The organism is Neobacillus drentensis, assembly GCF_021560175.1.
Lineage (GTDB): Bacteria > Bacillota > Bacilli > Bacillales > Cytobacillaceae > Neobacillus > Neobacillus drentensis_A.
On the sequence record NZ_CP091110.1, the window covers coordinates 6130227 to 6146411 of the forward strand.

Annotated in this window: 14 protein-coding genes; 4 read left to right on the plus strand and 10 right to left on the minus strand. The window is 39.5% G+C overall.

What is annotated here, in order from left to right; translation table 11 throughout:
* Window positions 1-2: 2 nt before the first annotated feature.
* Window positions 3-626: a TetR/AcrR family transcriptional regulator gene (locus L1999_RS28965; RefSeq protein WP_235741665.1), complete on the minus strand. Its 624-nt coding sequence runs from the start codon at window positions 624-626 to the stop codon at window positions 3-5.
* Window positions 627-783: 157 nt separating this feature from the next.
* On the opposite strand from L1999_RS28965, the gene L1999_RS28970 reads away from it, so the two are divergent.
* Together L1999_RS28970 and pepT are read left to right on the plus strand one after the other, a co-directional pair.
* Window positions 784-1437, plus strand: a complete 654-nt coding sequence (locus L1999_RS28970; protein WP_235741666.1) for a nuclease-related domain-containing protein — start codon at window positions 784-786, stop codon at window positions 1435-1437.
* 147 nt (window positions 1438-1584) lie between these two features.
* A complete protein-coding gene (gene pepT, locus L1999_RS28975; protein WP_235741667.1) occupies window positions 1585-2817 on the plus strand; it encodes a peptidase T in 1233 nt (410 codons plus the stop codon).
* A gap of 27 nt (window positions 2818-2844) precedes the next feature.
* On the opposite strand, the gene L1999_RS28980 is transcribed toward pepT, so the two are convergent.
* Window positions 2845-3795, minus strand: coding sequence for a phosphotransferase (locus L1999_RS28980; protein ID WP_235741668.1), 951 nt, complete (start codon window positions 3793-3795; stop codon window positions 2845-2847).
* A gap of 167 nt (window positions 3796-3962) precedes the next feature.
* Between L1999_RS28980 and L1999_RS28985 the strand changes: the two genes are divergently transcribed.
* Window positions 3963-4088: a DUF4023 domain-containing protein gene (locus tag L1999_RS28985; RefSeq protein WP_235741669.1), complete on the plus strand. Its 126-nt coding sequence runs from the start codon at window positions 3963-3965 to the stop codon at window positions 4086-4088.
* Window positions 4089-4136: 48 nt separating this feature from the next.
* On the opposite strand, the gene L1999_RS28990 is transcribed toward L1999_RS28985, so the two are convergent.
* From L1999_RS28990 to L1999_RS29005, 4 genes are all read right to left on the minus strand, one after another.
* A complete protein-coding gene (locus L1999_RS28990) occupies window positions 4137-4751 on the minus strand; it encodes a hypothetical protein (RefSeq protein ID WP_235741670.1) in 615 nt (204 codons plus the stop codon).
* Window positions 4752-4759: 8 nt separating this feature from the next.
* Window positions 4760-5917: a ParM/StbA family protein gene (locus L1999_RS28995; protein ID WP_235741671.1), complete on the minus strand. Its 1158-nt coding sequence runs from the start codon at window positions 5915-5917 to the stop codon at window positions 4760-4762.
* A gap of 552 nt (window positions 5918-6469) precedes the next feature.
* Window positions 6470-6928, minus strand: coding sequence for a hypothetical protein (locus L1999_RS29000; protein WP_235741672.1), 459 nt, complete (start codon window positions 6926-6928; stop codon window positions 6470-6472).
* A gap of 234 nt (window positions 6929-7162) precedes the next feature.
* Window positions 7163-8926 carry an SGNH/GDSL hydrolase family protein gene (locus L1999_RS29005; protein ID WP_235741673.1) on the minus strand — a complete coding sequence of 588 codons (1764 nt, stop codon included), beginning with the start codon at window positions 8924-8926 and terminating at the stop codon, window positions 7163-7165.
* 241 nt (window positions 8927-9167) lie between these two features.
* On the opposite strand from L1999_RS29005, the gene rluF reads away from it, so the two are divergent.
* Window positions 9168-9875 carry a 23S rRNA pseudouridine(2604) synthase RluF gene (gene rluF, locus L1999_RS29010; protein ID WP_430539996.1) on the plus strand — a complete coding sequence of 236 codons (708 nt, stop codon included), beginning with the start codon at window positions 9168-9170 and terminating at the stop codon, window positions 9873-9875.
* A gap of 288 nt (window positions 9876-10163) precedes the next feature.
* Here the strand turns inward: rluF and L1999_RS29015 are convergent, their stop codons facing one another.
* The 4 genes from L1999_RS29015 to L1999_RS29030 all read right to left on the minus strand — a co-directional run bounded on the left by L1999_RS29015 (window position 10164) and on the right by L1999_RS29030 (window position 15619).
* Window positions 10164-11549 (minus strand): sigma-54 interaction domain-containing protein, encoded by a 1386-nt coding sequence (locus L1999_RS29015; protein WP_430540059.1) that lies wholly within the window; start codon window positions 11547-11549, stop codon window positions 10164-10166.
* 154 nt (window positions 11550-11703) lie between these two features.
* Window positions 11704-12669 carry a DUF561 domain-containing protein gene (locus tag L1999_RS29020; protein ID WP_235741675.1) on the minus strand — a complete coding sequence of 322 codons (966 nt, stop codon included), beginning with the start codon at window positions 12667-12669 and terminating at the stop codon, window positions 11704-11706.
* A 35-nt stretch (window positions 12670-12704) separates the two neighbouring features.
* Window positions 12705-13994, minus strand: a complete 1290-nt coding sequence (locus L1999_RS29025; RefSeq protein WP_235741676.1) for an L-lactate MFS transporter — start codon at window positions 13992-13994, stop codon at window positions 12705-12707.
* A gap of 23 nt (window positions 13995-14017) precedes the next feature.
* Window positions 14018-15619 (minus strand): acyl CoA:acetate/3-ketoacid CoA transferase, encoded by a 1602-nt coding sequence (locus L1999_RS29030; protein WP_235741677.1) that lies wholly within the window; start codon window positions 15617-15619, stop codon window positions 14018-14020.
* Window positions 15620-16185: the final 566 nt, after the last annotated feature.

Sequence of the window (16185 nt, forward strand, 5' to 3'; positions counted from 1 at the left end):
TTTTACTTATAAAAAACCTTCGTAAGGATTTGGAAATATTGCTCTGCTTCAAGCTGAATGGCTGAATAGTCAATTTCGTGATTTGGTGTTAATTTTGCTTTGTTAAGCTCCTCTTCACTTAATTTTTCAAACGTCCAGGTAATAATTTTTAAGATTTTTTGGATGTCGACATCGTCGCGAAACTTCGAAAGATCAATGCCCTCGTAAATCTTCCCAAAATTAATCTCATTTAAGGCTTTCACCTTTTTCTCAATTTCTGTTCTAATGTCGTCCGCATCGTCCATATAGGCTTCTTCAATAAGTTTAAAGATGTCTGGATATTTGGCGAGGAGGTCCATTTTAATTGCGACCGCCTTCCGGATTCGTTTGAAAAAATCTGCCTCTGTAAGGTCGACCTTTTTGTAGAAGTCATCGGTAATGATTTGGATGCAATGGTCAAATAAGAATAAGAACAACTGCTTCTTGTTTTTAAAATAATGAAAAATTAATCCCTTGGAGATGTCGGCTTCTTTCACGATTTCGTTGGTTGAGGCCTTATCATATCCTTTCTGGGCAAATTCCTTTATGGCAGCATTTAGGATTCGGTCTTGTTTTTCCGTTTCTAAGTTGAAAAATTTTGAGAACACTGGTGCAGCCCTCCTGTTTTTAGTGTTGACCACATCAGTCAATGAAGTCATTATAATCTCGTTGACTACCCTGGTCAATAGGCGGATAAGCTATATTTTTTACAAAAATATGAAATTGATTCAGGGGATATAGTTTGGGTTTGTGGGATATGTTACGATGCAGGTAGATTTAAGGGAGGTGTTTTATATTTGGATTAAAAGTCGAGACCCCTCATTGAAGTTAGAAGGCTTGATATCCTCTCAAGGCCGTCTTCCTGCCGGACATCCTATTCTGCCTGTATTGGCAGGCAAGCAATCTTCGGTTGAAGCGGGAATTGGCGGGGAAGACCGAGTCGCTGAAGTTCTCCGTAAGTCCTCTTTTTCATTTGACCACCACATTTTTCATGATTTATCTCCTACTTCTGATTTTCAAATGGATACGTTTTTGTTGAGCCCCAGGTTTGGGGTGGTGTTAGAGGTTAAAAATATTGGCGGGATTCTGGAGTTTAAAGATAACCCTCCACAATTGATTAGGACCCGGGAGGATGGGCATAAGGACGGGTTTGACAGTCCAGTGGTTCAACTGGAGCGAAATTATGAGTTACTTTCTGACTGGCTTAAGAGCCGAAATATTAAGATTCCTCTTTACGGCGCTGTTGTTTTAGCCTACCCGAAACAAATTGTGGCCATTCCCCCTCAAAGGACAAAGATTTTATTTCCCAACTTGATTCCTTCTTATCTAAAAAACATTCCAAACAAGGAACAGAAGTTTGGCCTCTTCCGACAGTTATGTCAAACTATCCGACAGTTTCCTTCACTCATCCGCCACTAATCTTGGCTGGCGCCAGTAATTCTTTCTTATCCGCTGGTTACTTGGCCTCTTCCGCCAGTTATGTCAAACTATCCGTCAGTTTCCTCCACCCCCTCAAAGTGATATGATATTCATGATTAAAACTCAAAAAAAGGGAGTGCAGTAAAGTTGAAAAACGAACTAATTGAAAGATTTACTTCCTATGTAAAAGTAGATACACAATCCAATGAAAACAACGAAACCTGTCCATCGACAGAAGGACAGTGGACCTTGCTTCGCATGTTGGTTGAAGAGCTAAAACAAATTGGCATGCAAGAAGTAACCATCGACGATAACGGCTACGTGATGGCAACCCTGCCAGCCAACACCGACAAAGACGTATCAACCATCGGCTTCCTAGCCCACGTGGACACCGCCACCGACTTCACCGGCAAAAACGTCAACCCGCAAATCGTCGAGAACTATGATGGTGGTGAGATCGTCTTAAACAAAGCCCTAAACGTCATTATGTCACCAAAGGACTTTCCAAGTCTGCCAGAATACAAAGGACATACCTTAATCACAACAGACGGCACTACCCTGCTAGGCGCGGACAACAAGGCTGGCGTTACGGAAATCATGACCGCAATGGCTTACCTTATTCAACACCCTGATATCAAACACGGTAGGGTTCGCGTTGCGTTCACACCAGATGAGGAAATCGGCAGAGGTCCACATAAGTTCGACGTTGCGGCCTTCAATGCACAATATGCTTACACCGTTGATGGCGGTCCGCTTGGTGAGTTAGAATTCGAAAGCTTTAATGCCGCAGGAGCGAAAATTACAATAAAAGGAAGTAACATCCACCCAGGATCAGCCAAAAATAAAATGGTCAACTCTATCAAAATCGGTATGGAACTACATAGCAAACTTCCGGCACAAGAGGCACCAGAACATACCGAGGGATACGAAGGCTTTTATCATCTGCTAGCCTTTAACGGTGATGTGGAGCAAACCAATCTTCACTACATTATCCGTGACCATGACAGAGAAAAATTCAATGACCGCAAGGCAGCCTTACAAGCCATTGTGACTGAACTCCAAGCCAAATATGGCACCAACAGAATCGTGCTCGACCTGAATGACCAATACTACAATATGAAAGAGAAAATTGAACCGGTTATGGAAATTGTCGACATTGCTCATGAAGCGATGGTAAGCTTAGACATCAAACCAATTACCAAACCAATCCGCGGCGGCACAGATGGCTCACAGCTTTCCTATATGGGTCTGCCCACACCGAACATTTTTACCGGCGGCGAAAATTTCCATGGGAAATTTGAATTTATCTCCGTTGAAAATATGGTTAAAGCAACCCAAACCATTGTTGAAATCATTAAATTAACTGAACAAAAGGCATAAACAGTAAAAAGCTAACCTCTGAACAGGTTAGCTTTTTATCCCACTAAGCACCACTAAACATTGCTGCAAACTTAATACAGTTTCCTTTAACTGCCTGTTCAATTGCTCTTCAGGCCATCTCTGCTCTTTTGCTTCCAGGTCTTTCTTTATCAGACCAATCATCCAAATCGAGAAAGAAGCTGAAAACAAATTATATTCCCACATAAACGAGTCACTATCTAATTCAAAATCCAACTGAGCAAGGTACTCCTCCAGAAATTGCTTTCGCAACTCAGACGTTACCTGTCTAGGAAAAAGGGGATGTGACATATCAATTAAATGGTACAAGTCCCAATAGGGGGAACTTAAATGGGTGTGCTCCCAGTCCAAGATCATCAACTGATCGCCGACTTTCGAAAAATTGCCTAAATGTAAATCTCCGTGCGACAAAACGAGTCGATTGGAAAAATTACTTTTTTCAAGCAGGGAGTACGTATGTTCAATTGCCTCTCTTTCCAATTTCAAAACCGGCAGCTCAAGTAAGAATTCTTTCTTCCTGTTCACAATGTCCGCTATAATCTCACCGATTTGCGGCTTTAATCCCGAGGCCGGTACAGGACCTATAGTTTCAATAGGCAATGAATGCCACCAGGCAACCCATTTAATCACTTCTAAAACACTCTTAACGTTAAAATCATGAGTCAGTGCCCCAAGGTCCTCTACGATCATCCAATTCATTTCTGGCAGTTCACTTATTTTATAGGAAATAATTTTTGGATATATGGCAGGAAACTGTGGGAGAATATGCTGGTGTATCCATACTTCTTTCCCTAGCTGATCATTGTTGGTTAATGGTTTAAAAATAAAGCTTTTAGAGGAAGAAAGAAAAAACCTTTCGACAAATCGTCCATTCATACCTTTGTAAAGAATTTCTCTTTTTAAAATTAATGCATCATTAAGAGACCCGCTTTCAAGGACGATATTAGCTGGCAGCTCCATCGGCCCACCACCTATTCATATATTATAAGCTTTACAATCTTTTTTAAAATACCATATCTAATATGTATGACTGATACGTGGGTTTATATCCTTTTATCCTTATTACATATTCCTTCTCGAATAGGACAGAATAACTATGGTTCATTTTTAAAAGGAGGTAAGCTCAAATGGAAGAAAATACAACACATGAATTTGTAGAAAAACTGCATGAGAGACAGGAAAAGGACAAAGACAACAAAGAACGTCAAAGTAAAGGACATCAAGGTTACAAATTACCGAATAAACAGCATTAAACGCAAAAGCCCCGTCTTAACCATAAGTCGGGGCCTTTTCTTGAAGAATTATTTATTCATATTAGCCAAAAATCCACCTAGCAGGTCATCAGGATCAAGTTCAACTTCCTTATTGTCCTCTTCAGGCCTCATTTCGGGCTTCTTAGCAGTATCCCAGTCAAAATCACTTAAATCATCTTCCATATCAAGGTCCTCTAAACCAGCCGCGAGCTCTTCAAAAGACTCTGCCTCAATCGGAATATCCACCTCATTAGCTGGAGCCGGAAAGGGAACAGACTGTAATTCCTCCTGAAGGTATAAGGCTTCTTCAATATCTATGGAATTACTATTTAATGAAGCTAGCAAAGAAGTAGCCCGGACCGGGTCAGAAATCAATTGATAGAGAATACTGCCAAGCATTGCTTCAGAATGCTCATGTTTTAACCAATCGCGCTGAACCTTTGTTAACTTCTTTGGAAGGGGAATCGTAATGGTCTCTTTCTCACGTGAAAAAGAATGACTTACCCCTTGTACCACAAACTCAGCAATAGTACTTGAAAAGTTTCTCCGTTCTGTCTCCTTTAACCTTTGTAAATGCTTTACTATATGGTCAGGCGTATCTGAAGGGACACGAAAGGATATTGCTTGGCCTCGCTTAATTTCAGATTGAGGAGTTTTCTTCATACGATCACCTAGTTAGCTTTTATTGGTTCTTTAGGTTTCTCCGTTTTTCTAACAAAATCCATGATGAGCTTATAGTAAGCATTGGCCATCATCCAAATGCTTTCTTTATCATCCTCAAAGAATTCAATATTATAACCATCCAAATTATTATTAAGGGTTTTGAGATAATCTTTTAAGACATGGGATCCTCCGCCAACAAAATAGCAGATTTCAGTTTGTGAATTTCTCTGCCAAACATTTCGTAACAACCGGTATTGTTTCTTGGCTAAATCAAGTAAAATACGATCTGTAATATCGTGGACGCTTGTCCTGCTTCCCTTGACCATAATATGATTGCGATCATTTTTCCTTGTAATGATTTCAACCACATCACGGCGGCTATCCAACTCAACACCGTGCTTGATTCGTATTTCCTCGCGAATGGATTCTAATGATTCCGAAACCCCAAGGTTAAAGCCCTGCGCCTTATCATCATCTACATTTCGATTTTTAATTACGGCGATATCAGTTGATAACCCGCCAATATCCTGAATTAAGATACGCTTATCAATTAAATCCTTGTTGATGATTTTTAAATTATTATCCATTACAAGATTAATATAAGCGGCAAAGCCTTCCGGATAAACCTTTACCTCGTTAAATTTGATATTAACTTTTAATCCTTGATACTTTGGTGTTACCAAAAATTCAACCTGGTGAACATTCCCAACTAATCTTGAACGGTAGCCGGCATCCTTACCTTCCTTTACTTCACGGAGGGGCAGACCTGTTCCTAATGTATAGGATGCATCAATGACATTCTTAGCACGTGGGAAACTATCTTGTTTAACTGCATCCATTGCCAATGTAGTAAAAAGCATAATTAGGGTTTGATCTTCTTCCGATTTGCTGCTTCCTGGATCTAATTCTGTTGCATTATTTGTTTTTGTAGCTAAATTCCCAACCCGGTAAACGGCGTTGTTCTCTTTGAGGGCAGGGGAGTGAACTTTGATATGAATACCATCTAAAGGATTTTTACTATCCAGTTCTTCTATACCGATAACAGGGCGATCCTCTGTATCTCGGGCGATAATGTTAGGTATATTCAATTCATACTCTAGTTCCCCGAAAATAGCCTTAATGGAGTCATTTCCTACATCAATTGCTGCAACTCTGGATTTTGTCATACTATATCATTCCCTCTCATTATATTAAGTAGTTTATGTAATAAGTCTCTCTACTTATAAGGCTATATGAGATTGATAGATTCTTCAATGCAAATTTTAAAAAGAAATAAAAGTGTAAAAAAGTAAACAATTTGTAAACCTCATCTGCAATGTACACAATAATGTAAACGTATATACAAAGTTGTTTACATCGTTTTAAATCAAGATGCAAACAAGTTTGTATACAAGTAAACCACTTTGTAAATTTATTGTAAACATAATGCATACTTGTAATCTTTCATGTATACTTGTAAACAAAATATTTTTTTCGCAAAAAAAGCTTGCTACATCCTATGATCATACAGGCAAAAAGTCAATATATATTGGAAAAGGTAAGATACACCAGTGTGTTCATCCAGTATTGGATTTTAGGCCATTTCTTTGCTTTCAAAAAGATAATACCAATTGTCCTAGTATCTTATCCAGCTAGTTATTCTTTCAAGGGTATGGAAGGGTAGAAACCTGTTTATGTAAATATTCAACTTACTCAATCGGCAGATTCGTCCCGATTATCTATGGGAAAATAGCCAAGTCATTATTCATGATACCGTTTTGATTGAGGTAATACCATTTGCCATTATCATTTAACCATCCGGTCTTCATGATTGCTTTTTGACCTAGAGAATATGCTATACTGTTATCCTCAATCCAGCCCTTTTCGCTGTTTATTTTTTGATAATAACACTTTTTATTTCCTGCACTCACCCAGCCATTTGGTATATTCATGTCCCCGCCACTACTAACACTCCCGTTCACACTTACACTGACTTTACAACCATTGACCTTTACAATTGCATCAAAGCTGCTTCCTGAGTGTAAAATGACGACAGTTGTGCTAACGTCCACACAAATGAAAAGCAAAAGTATGAGATTGCTAGATTCTTCATTGCGAATTTTTTTTAAAAGAGATAAAAGTTTAAAGAAGTAATCAATCTGTAAACTTGTTGATAATGTAAACATATACGTAAACAATTAATACAAACCTGTATACATCTTGCTATAAGTGAATGCGTACAGGTTTGTATACACGTAAACATAGTTGTAAACATTAAGTATACAATATGTATACATGTACACAAAAACGTAAACACTATGTATACAATATGTTTACATGTTCACGATAAACGTAAACATAAAGAGTAAAAGTATTTTTTCGTCAATAAAAAAATTAGGCACCCTGCATGGGGTGCCTAATCATCTATTAAACTATTTAATCACTTTCCAGAACTCACCAGCAACTACTTGATAACCTAAAAGACTTAGGTGTATGTTTTGTGGATTTGGAAGGTAATTTTGGAAGTCAGCTACGTTAATCACTTGTGCGGTCGGAACAAATGTATCACTATGTTGAACAGCTTGTGTCTGGATTTGACCGTTAAAGCCAAGTAATAACTGGTCTAACTGTGCCTTCTGTACCGCATCTGTGATATAAGGGAATGGGTTATAATAGCCCATTACATATACCTTTACCTTAGGATTCAATTGATCAATTTTACTTAAAATAGTGTTAATATTTGCAGCTGTTGCAGTAATTGCAGCCTGTGCCTGAGCTATAGTAGAATCCTTCTGTTGAATAACAGGAAGTATGTCGTTGGCTCCAATGTCAATTGTAACGTGTGTGGCCTCTTTAATTTCCTTTTGAACATCTGCCTTATTTAATTGAGCAATCACATCTGACGTTTTATAACCTGATACACCAAAGTTATCAAAATCAACTACATCAAATTCCGTTTTGAGGGATTCAGCAAGGTAGTTTGGATAGCCCCAATCTAAATCTACTCCGTTAACTGGAATTCGATCTACACCAAGAGGAGTCATACCAGCTGCTAAAGAATCTCCTAACGCCACATATTGAACTTGCTGCCATGCACCATCTGGTCCGATTTTACGGCCATCAATGACGGTATTAACTGCCATGACTCCGTTAGGATAAGGATAAAAGTAGTACGATTTTCCATCTACTCGTACCCAGCCCGTTTTCATGGCTCCAGTTTGATCAAGGAAATATTTCTTTCCATCAGCTACTAACCAGCCTGTTTTCATTACTCCGGATGGATCCAAGTAGTATTTCTTTCCTCCAGTTACTATCCAGCCTGTTTTCATCACTCCAGATGGATCCAAGTAGTATTTCTTTCCTCCAGTTACTACCCATCCTGTTCTCATTACTCCTGACGGATCCAAGTAGTATTTCTTTCCTCCAGTTACTACCCATCCTGTTCTCATTACTCCTGATGGATCCAAGTAGTATTTCTTTCCTCCAGTTACTAGCCACCCTGTTTTCATAACTCCAAATGGATCTAAGTAGTATTTCTTTCCTCCAGTTACTACCCAGCCTGTTCTCATCGCTCCTGTATGATCAAAAAAGTATTTTTTTCCACTGATTGTTAACCAGCCATATTTAAGTGTTCCATTTACATAATAATACCGGTGTCCATTCTTTTGAACCCAGCCATTTGGAACATTAACATTGACTCCGTTTGCCTTGGCAATGGCGTCAAAACTGCTAGTAGAGTATGTGATGACAACCGGCGTATAATTTTGAACTCGGCTGTAAAGCCAGCGGATCTCTTGATTGTGCATCCGTACACAGCCATGGCTTACATATTTTCCAATTGAGCTTTCATTTGCATTTCCATGTATGCCATAGGTTGTTCCATATGTACCCCTTGCTTCTAATCCCATCCATCTGTCACCTAATGGATTACGTGGATCACCGCCAGGAATATGCCCCTTATAATATGGACGGTTAACCATTTTGATAACAATTCTAAATTTTCCCTCTGGGGTTAGATTTCTTGTTTTACCAGTTGCCACTTTAAAGGTTTTTACTAACTTTCCACCATCATAGAAAGCAAGAGTGTTAATTTTTTTGTTAATAATAATTAATTGGGAACTGCCTGCTGCATCTGTTGGTGTAGTAAAGACAAAGATACTAAAAAGCAAAACAAAAATAATCGATAACTTCTTCATTTGCATCTCCCCATATATATATGTATTTTACATTACAATAACATTTCAAAGAGGAAATTTTTGTCACAATTTGATAGAAACATTTTAATAGTTTACAAATCTATCAAAAATTCATTCGACATTTTTTGTTAAACTGAGTGCAAATAGAAGTAATGGTGACAGGCACCAGTTGGACAGCTTGAAAAGAATAATAAAAGTAGGTTATTCTTAAGTGACTATTCCACTTAAGGTTGTGGTTATTATGAGGATTAATAAATTTATTAGTGAGTCGGGAAAGTCCTCTAGACGAGGAGCAGATAAGTTAATTAGCGAGGGAAGGGTCACCATTAACGGCCAGGTCGCTCAAATGGGCAGCCAAGTAGAGCCTGGTGACTTGGTTCGCATTGATGGGAGTCCTATTCAAGTTAAGAAAGAATATGTTTATATTGCCTTAAATAAACCAGTTGGAATTACAAGTACAACTGAAAGGCATATAAAAGGAAATATCGTTGACTTTGTGAATCACCCAATGCGGATTTTTCATATTGGCAGACTGGATAAGGACTCAGACGGTCTAATCCTGCTAACAAATGACGGAGATATTGTTAATGAAATTCTTCGCGCAGAGAATAAGCATGAAAAAGAATATATTGTTACCGTAAATAAGCCGATTACCGCTGAATTTGTTAAGAAAATGGCTGGCGGAGTGGAAATCTTAAATACCAAAACACTTCCATGCAAAGTCACACAGCTTTCAAAGTATGTCTTTCAAATTATCCTAACCCAAGGACTTAACCGGCAAATCCGCCGGATGTGTGCCGCCTTAGGCTATGAGGTGGCCAGACTGCAGCGGACAAGGATCATGAATATCCATTTGGGGAAATTGCCAATAGGCCAGTGGCGGGATTTAACCAAAAAGGAAAAAGAGCAATTGTTCGATGATCTTAACTATCATCCTCGGGAATGGTAATAAGAAAAGCGCAAGCGCCCTGGTCAGCGGCGTATGGCCTCCTCGGAAAAGCTATCGCTTTTCCTTCGTGCGATGCTTATGCTGCCGAAGCGTTCCTTGTGGAGTGCTCCAACTGAGATAAAGGAAACACGAAGAGCGACAGCGATTCGATGTTGACTTATCGTAGGGCGGAGCGCGAAGGACACTAGCCGCTAGGGCGCTGGAGCTGGACAATTTTCAAAGTGAATTTTTATACTTTCTAAATCCATTAAAAAGGATGAACCACCATCATTTTGGTTCATCCTTTTATTACATTCGGCCTTCTTCCAGAACACTCTCCATCTTCTTCAACTTCCGATAAATAACCGAACGGTCAATCCCTAGTTTTTTCGCTGCCTCAGTCGCATTTCCATTAAACATTCCGAGAACATGCTTAATATATCGCCCTTCAACAATAGATGTAAAATCCTTTAATGTAGACTGCTTATCCAGATTATTTTTTATAAAATGATCAATCGCAAACCAATCCGTTACCGATTCCTCAGCAGCCTGCTTTATATTTTGCTGTTCTGTTACAACCAAACGCTCGACATAATTCCTTAGTTCTCTGGCATTCCCAGGCCAATCTAATTTAAGCATTTTTTGAAATTCGTCCGCACTAAGGACGAGCTGTTCATGATACTTCTCATTAAATTCTGCTAAGAAATAGGAAATTAATCCGACAATATCTAATTTTCGGTTTCGAAGCGGAGGAATATGGATAGGAATGACGTTAATTCGATAATATAAATCCTCACGGAACATCCCTTTTTTAACCATCTTCCACAAGTCCCGATTGGTCGCGGCAATAATTCGGCAATTAATGGACACATTTTGTACACCGCCGACTCGTCTTACTTCATTATTATCAATTACCCTCAGCAATTTGGCCTGCAGATCGAGCGGCATTTCGGCGATTTCATCCAAAAACAAAAATCCATCATTGGCCAACTCAATAATGCCTTTCTTCATCGTATCTGCCCCAGCAAAGGCACCTTTCTCATAGCCAAACAGTTCTTGTTCAAAAATGTGAGGTGGAATGGCCGCACAGTTAATGGTGACAAATGGGCCTTGAGAACGGTCACTTTTACGATGGATGTAGCGTGCCACTACCTCCTTTCCAGTTCCTGACTCACCGTAGATTAAGACTTTGCTATCATAAGAGGCAATTTGATTGCAGACCTTGACAATTTGTTTCATCGATAAGCTCTCAGCGACAAAACCAATCTCAGCTCCTGTGTCTATTTTATCTTCTTTACTTTTATTATTGATCGTTAAGATAGTAGGGTCGACATTGAAGATCGGGAATTTTCCGTTATATTCATTTGAAGTCGTTACAACAAGCTGGACCTCACCATCCTTTTGTAAAATCGGGATGGATGTCGACTTGATATGAAATCCTCGATTCGTATCCACCGTCCTGGATACCCTTTGCTTTGTTTCAATTGCCTCCATGGTAATAGACCGTTTATAATAACCTGCTTTTACTAAATCTTGAACGTTCATTTTTAACAATTCATCTAGCGATATACCAAGAGTCAGTGCAGTAAACTCATTCGAGATGAGTATATTTCCTTTTCCGTCCGTAACAAATAGTGTGGAAGGTAACTCGTTGATATCCTGAACCTTAAAGTTATTTTTAGCTTTTTCAATCAACTTTTTCTTCATCTAGATCAACACCATCCTACCATTCTGATTCTTTCATTATAATGAAAATGCACTATCAAGGCAGTGGATATATTATGACAATTCCATTTAAAACGAAAAAAAACAGCACCTAGATCTTAAGGTGCTGTTTAACTTTTAAGGTTTAAGCGAACACTAACTCTTTTTCTTCTTCCAACACTGTTATTTTTCCTAATCTATTTAACACTTCTTGTGCTTCTGCAAACATGCTGGTAATCATTTCTTCAACCGTTGTAATTTCATTGACTAACCCGCAAATCTGTCCAGCCATCACAGACCCGCGATCTGTATCTCCTTCGAACACCGCTTTACGTAAAGAGCCTAATGAAATCTTTTCTAGTTCATCACGGGAAGCATTTTTATTTTCAAGCTCTAGGAATTCTGCAATCATGCTGTTTTTAATACTGCGTACTGGTCCGCCAAGGCTGCGGCCTGTAACCGTTGTGCTTGTATCATCTGCGTTAATAACCGCAAGTTTGAAGTTTTCATGTGTTGGGCACTCAACAGTTGCTAAGAAACGAGTTCCTACTTGAACACCTTGTGCGCCTAAGGCAAAGGCTGCTGCAATACCGCGGCCATCGGCAATACCGCCCGCTCCCACGACTGGAATCGAAACCGCACTGGCTACTTGCGGCAAGAGCGCCATGGTTGTTGTTTCACCAACATGGCCGCCTGCCTCTGTACCTTCTGCGACAATCGCATCCACACCTAGCGCTTCCATTTTCTTGGCAATTTTTACAGAAGGAACAACAGGGATAACTTTAATCCCATGTTCTTTAAAAGTCGGCATATATGGAGCAGGTGTTCCTGCACCCGTTGTGACAATTTTTACGTCTTCTTCAATAACAACTTCAATAAGTTCAGGGATGTTTTTCATCATTAACATTAAATTAACAGCGAATGGTTTATTGGTAATTTCTTTTGTTTTTCTAATCTCCTCACGGAGGCGGTCAGCTGTAAGTCCGCCAGAACCGATAATTCCTAATCCACCAGCATTTGATACAGCTCCTGCAAGCGGAGCAAGCGCAATTTGTGCCATACCGCCTTGAAAAATCGGATATTTAATTCCTAATAATGTTGTAATACTCATGTCCATTTCCTCCTAAAAGTCTCTTTGATTTATGATTAAGCCACTTTTGAATTAGTTGGGCTAGTTAGTTGTTTCTTTTCCAATGATTTAAAAATAAAGGTTAATGCGAAACCAATAAGTGAAATCACTAACGCGATATAAAAAGCATTTGTAAACTGTCCACCATTTGCTGCTGCAACGGAGTTAGCTATTCTAGGGCCAAAGAATGCGGCGCCTGAGTAGCCAATAAAGGTCACTCCATAGTTGATGCCATAATATTTCATTCCGAACTTCTCACCCACAATGGAAGGGAAAATACCCATTGTACCGCCAAAGCATAAGCCAATACCGATAATGGCAACCGCAAAGCCCGCCACAGAAGTGGATAAGGCAATCGTTAACATCATGGCAGCAATGACAATATAGATAACCATTAGACATTTTGTCCGGCCGATTTTATCAGAAATCGCTCCCCAGAAGACACGGCCAGAACAGTTGCTTAATGAATATAAACTTACGAATAATGCCGCTGTTGCAGGTGTTAATCCAAACATTGTTTGTCCAATAACAGAAGCATTTGACGTAACCATCATTCCGGAAAGAGCACCGATTAAGAACAAGCTTGCAATCACGTAGAAAATTGGCTTTTTAATCATTTCAGTCCAAGGAATGTTGATACCAGCCTTATTTGCTCCGCTAACTACAGGCGGTGTCCATCCTTCTGGAATAAACCCTGCTGGACATGCTTTTACGAATAAGCCTCCCCCTAAAATCACAACTAAAAATGAAATCCCTAGGGTAATAAGGGCCGATTGGACACCGTTGCTAGTAATTAGTGCATTGGCAATCGGTGCGATAACAATCGTTCCACCGCCATAGCCCGCTGTGACAATCCCGGCAGCAAGGCCTCTTTTATCTGGGAACAGTTTAACGGAGTTGCCAATCGTAGCCGAGTAAACAATTCCTTGGCCAATTCCCGTAATTACACCGTAGGTAATGTACAACATCCATGGTGCAGTTGCTAAGCCTGATAAAATAAAGCCTAAGCCAAACATCGCCCCGCCAAGGAAGATGGCTGTTCTCGCACCGCCTTTATCGACCAATTTACCGCCCAAGATCATCGGGATTGGCGAAATGGCACCATTAATGGTAAAAGCCAGCATGATTTCCGGCATAGTGACATGGAATACGTTTGTTAACGGCATTGCAAAAATACTGAAAGCGTAGATGGCACCAACACAAATGTTAATGATGGTTGACGCGATAAGAATGCTCCAACGATTAAGTTTCATTTTAACTAATTCCTTCCAATTTTGGATTTGCCAGCAGCCCTTTACATATGCCATGCCGCCAGCTTATTTCAAAACCACTACCTAGTTGAAACTAATTCAGGTTCGTTTCTAGTTGCTTTTTTCTCTTCAATAATAGCCTTCAATTTACCCCAGTTTTCTTGGAACATGGCTGCATCCATTTCTTTTAGGTCTGCAGAAATAACCGGGGTAAACTCCATTTGATCCAATATGTCTTTCTGTAGATCCATACCTGGTGCCATTTCCGTTAATGTAACTCTACCGTCAATCAATTCAAATACGGCACGCTCAGTTACATAAACGACTGGCTGATTGATTTGTGAAGCATATGAACCACTAAACGTAATTTGCTGAACCTTTTTAATAAATTTCTTTGCTTTTCCTTCTTGTAAAATTTGCAATTTGCCATCCTCGACTTTTACTTGAAGACCACCTGCTGTAAACGTTCCAGCAAAGACTAGTTTTTTAGCAGATTGAGAAATATTAATGAATCCGCCGCAGCCAGCTACACGAGTACCAAATTTGCTGACATTTACGTTGCCATATTCGTCAGTCTGTGCCAATCCAAGAACGGACAAGTCAATACCACCGCCATCATAAAAATCAAATTGAGAGTCATGGTCGACAATCGCTTCTGAGTTATAGGCATGACCGAAGTCCTTCAACCCGGCTGGAACACCGCCAATCGAACCTGCTTCGGTTGTAAGCATCAATTGATCGCTTACCTCTTCTTCTGCTGCAACTGTTCCAACACAAACAGGTATTCCTACACCAAGATTTAAGATGGTATTAGGCTTTAGTTCAGCAGCTGAACGGCGTGCAATGACTTTCCGCTCATCAAGTGGAAGGGCTTCAATTCCTTCAACAGGAACTTTGACCTGCCCAGAAAATGCTGGGTTATAGTAGGTATTCTCTGTTTGGAAATGATTTTCTGGTTTAGCAACAACAATATAATCAACTAAAATTCCCGGTACTTTGATATCCTTTGGATTCAATGTGCCATTTTTTGCAACGGTCTCGACTTGCGCAATGACAATACCGCCGGAATTGTGGACAGCTTGTGCAACTGGGAGAACCTCCATATGCAATCCTTCTTTTTCAAGGGTTAAATTACCGTTCTCATCTGCTACTGTGCCGCGGATTAGTCCTACCTGGATCGGAAATGATTTATAAAATAACCACTCGTCCCCTTCAATTTCTATGATTTTGACGATGTCTTCTCTAGTAGAAGCTGACATCTTTCCTCCTTCGACGCGGGGGTCGACAAATGTTCCCATGCCAACCTTTGTAATCACACCAGGTCGTTTTGCGGCAATTTCCCTGTATAGCTGAGTAATGACACCTTGTGGCAGGTTGTATGCTTCACATTTGTCTTCCTCTATTAATCTCGCCATGCCTGGAGAGGCAATCGCAATTCCGCCAATCCAGCGTTTTATTAGTCCTTCATAACCTAGGTGGCTCATCCCTTTATCGCGGCGATTACCAACTGCACTAGAGTGCATAATTGTTAAATTCTTAGGGTGACCCGTTTGTAAAAAACGTTCTTCAATCGAAATTCCCATCTCCTCTGCCCAGCAAGATAATCCGAATCCTGTAGCTGCAACTGTATCTCCATCCTTGATCAGCTCGGCAGCTTTAACCGCTGAAATTACTTTTGACATATCTGTTCACTCCTTGATATTACTTGTGAATAATTTCACAAGAAGAGGTATAAATAACTGCCTTAATGTTGATAGGCATAAAGTATTTGTGAATTTTTTCACAAGATTGCTGAAAAATTTTTTTGATTAGTAACAAAGTGTTATAGATTCGCTTGTGAATCATTTCACATTTACATCCTATGATAAAAAAAATCGACGGTCAAGCAGGTAAATGGGGCGTAAAAATTGCTTCTATACTGTGGTTTTTTTGCGACTTATGATAGTAGGGACCTTCTTTTTCAGTTGGTCTATCTACAAAGTAAAAACTGTCGCAGAAATATTGCTTGTTCTCCTTAGGCTTATTAAATCCAGCCCCAATTAAACTATTGCAAAAAAGCTACATCATTAACTTAAAATTTACTTATCCTATATTTTTTTAACCTGATTCATAAGCTCATATGAAAGAACAACCGCCAAAAAAGTTTTAAAAAATTTTTCCGAGCCTCCTTCTATTAAAATTCGCAATAATACAACAACCTAATTAAAAGAAAAATAACCTATTAAAAGTTACGAAACTATTTATTTGA

What these genes read in the sequence shown, in the direction of transcription:
- L1999_RS28995 (WP_235741671.1), bottom strand. Translation starts at nt 5,917, where the DNA reads ATGACAAAATCCAGAGTTGCAGCAATTGATGTAGGAAATGACTCCATT.
- L1999_RS28990 (WP_235741670.1), bottom strand. Translation starts at nt 4,751, where the DNA reads ATGAAGAAAACTCCTCAATCTGAAATTAAGCGAGGCCAAGCAATATCC.
- L1999_RS28970 (WP_235741666.1), top strand. Translation starts at nt 784, where the DNA reads ATGCAGGTAGATTTAAGGGAGGTGTTTTATATTTGGATTAAAAGTCGA.
- L1999_RS29030 (WP_235741677.1), bottom strand. Translation starts at nt 15,619, where the DNA reads ATGTCAAAAGTAATTTCAGCGGTTAAAGCTGCCGAGCTGATCAAGGAT.
- L1999_RS28980 (WP_235741668.1), bottom strand. Translation starts at nt 3,795, where the DNA reads ATGGAGCTGCCAGCTAATATCGTCCTTGAAAGCGGGTCTCTTAATGAT.
- L1999_RS29025 (WP_235741676.1), bottom strand. Translation starts at nt 13,994, where the DNA reads ATGGCATATGTAAAGGGCTGCTGGCAAATCCAAAATTGGAAGGAATTA.
- L1999_RS29020 (WP_235741675.1), bottom strand. Translation starts at nt 12,669, where the DNA reads ATGAGTATTACAACATTATTAGGAATTAAATATCCGATTTTTCAAGGC.
- L1999_RS28985 (WP_235741669.1), top strand. Translation starts at nt 3,963, where the DNA reads ATGGAAGAAAATACAACACATGAATTTGTAGAAAAACTGCATGAGAGA.
- L1999_RS29005 (WP_235741673.1), bottom strand. Translation starts at nt 8,926, where the DNA reads ATGAAGAAGTTATCGATTATTTTTGTTTTGCTTTTTAGTATCTTTGTC.
- rluF (WP_430539996.1), top strand. Translation starts at nt 9,168, where the DNA reads ATGAGGATTAATAAATTTATTAGTGAGTCGGGAAAGTCCTCTAGACGA.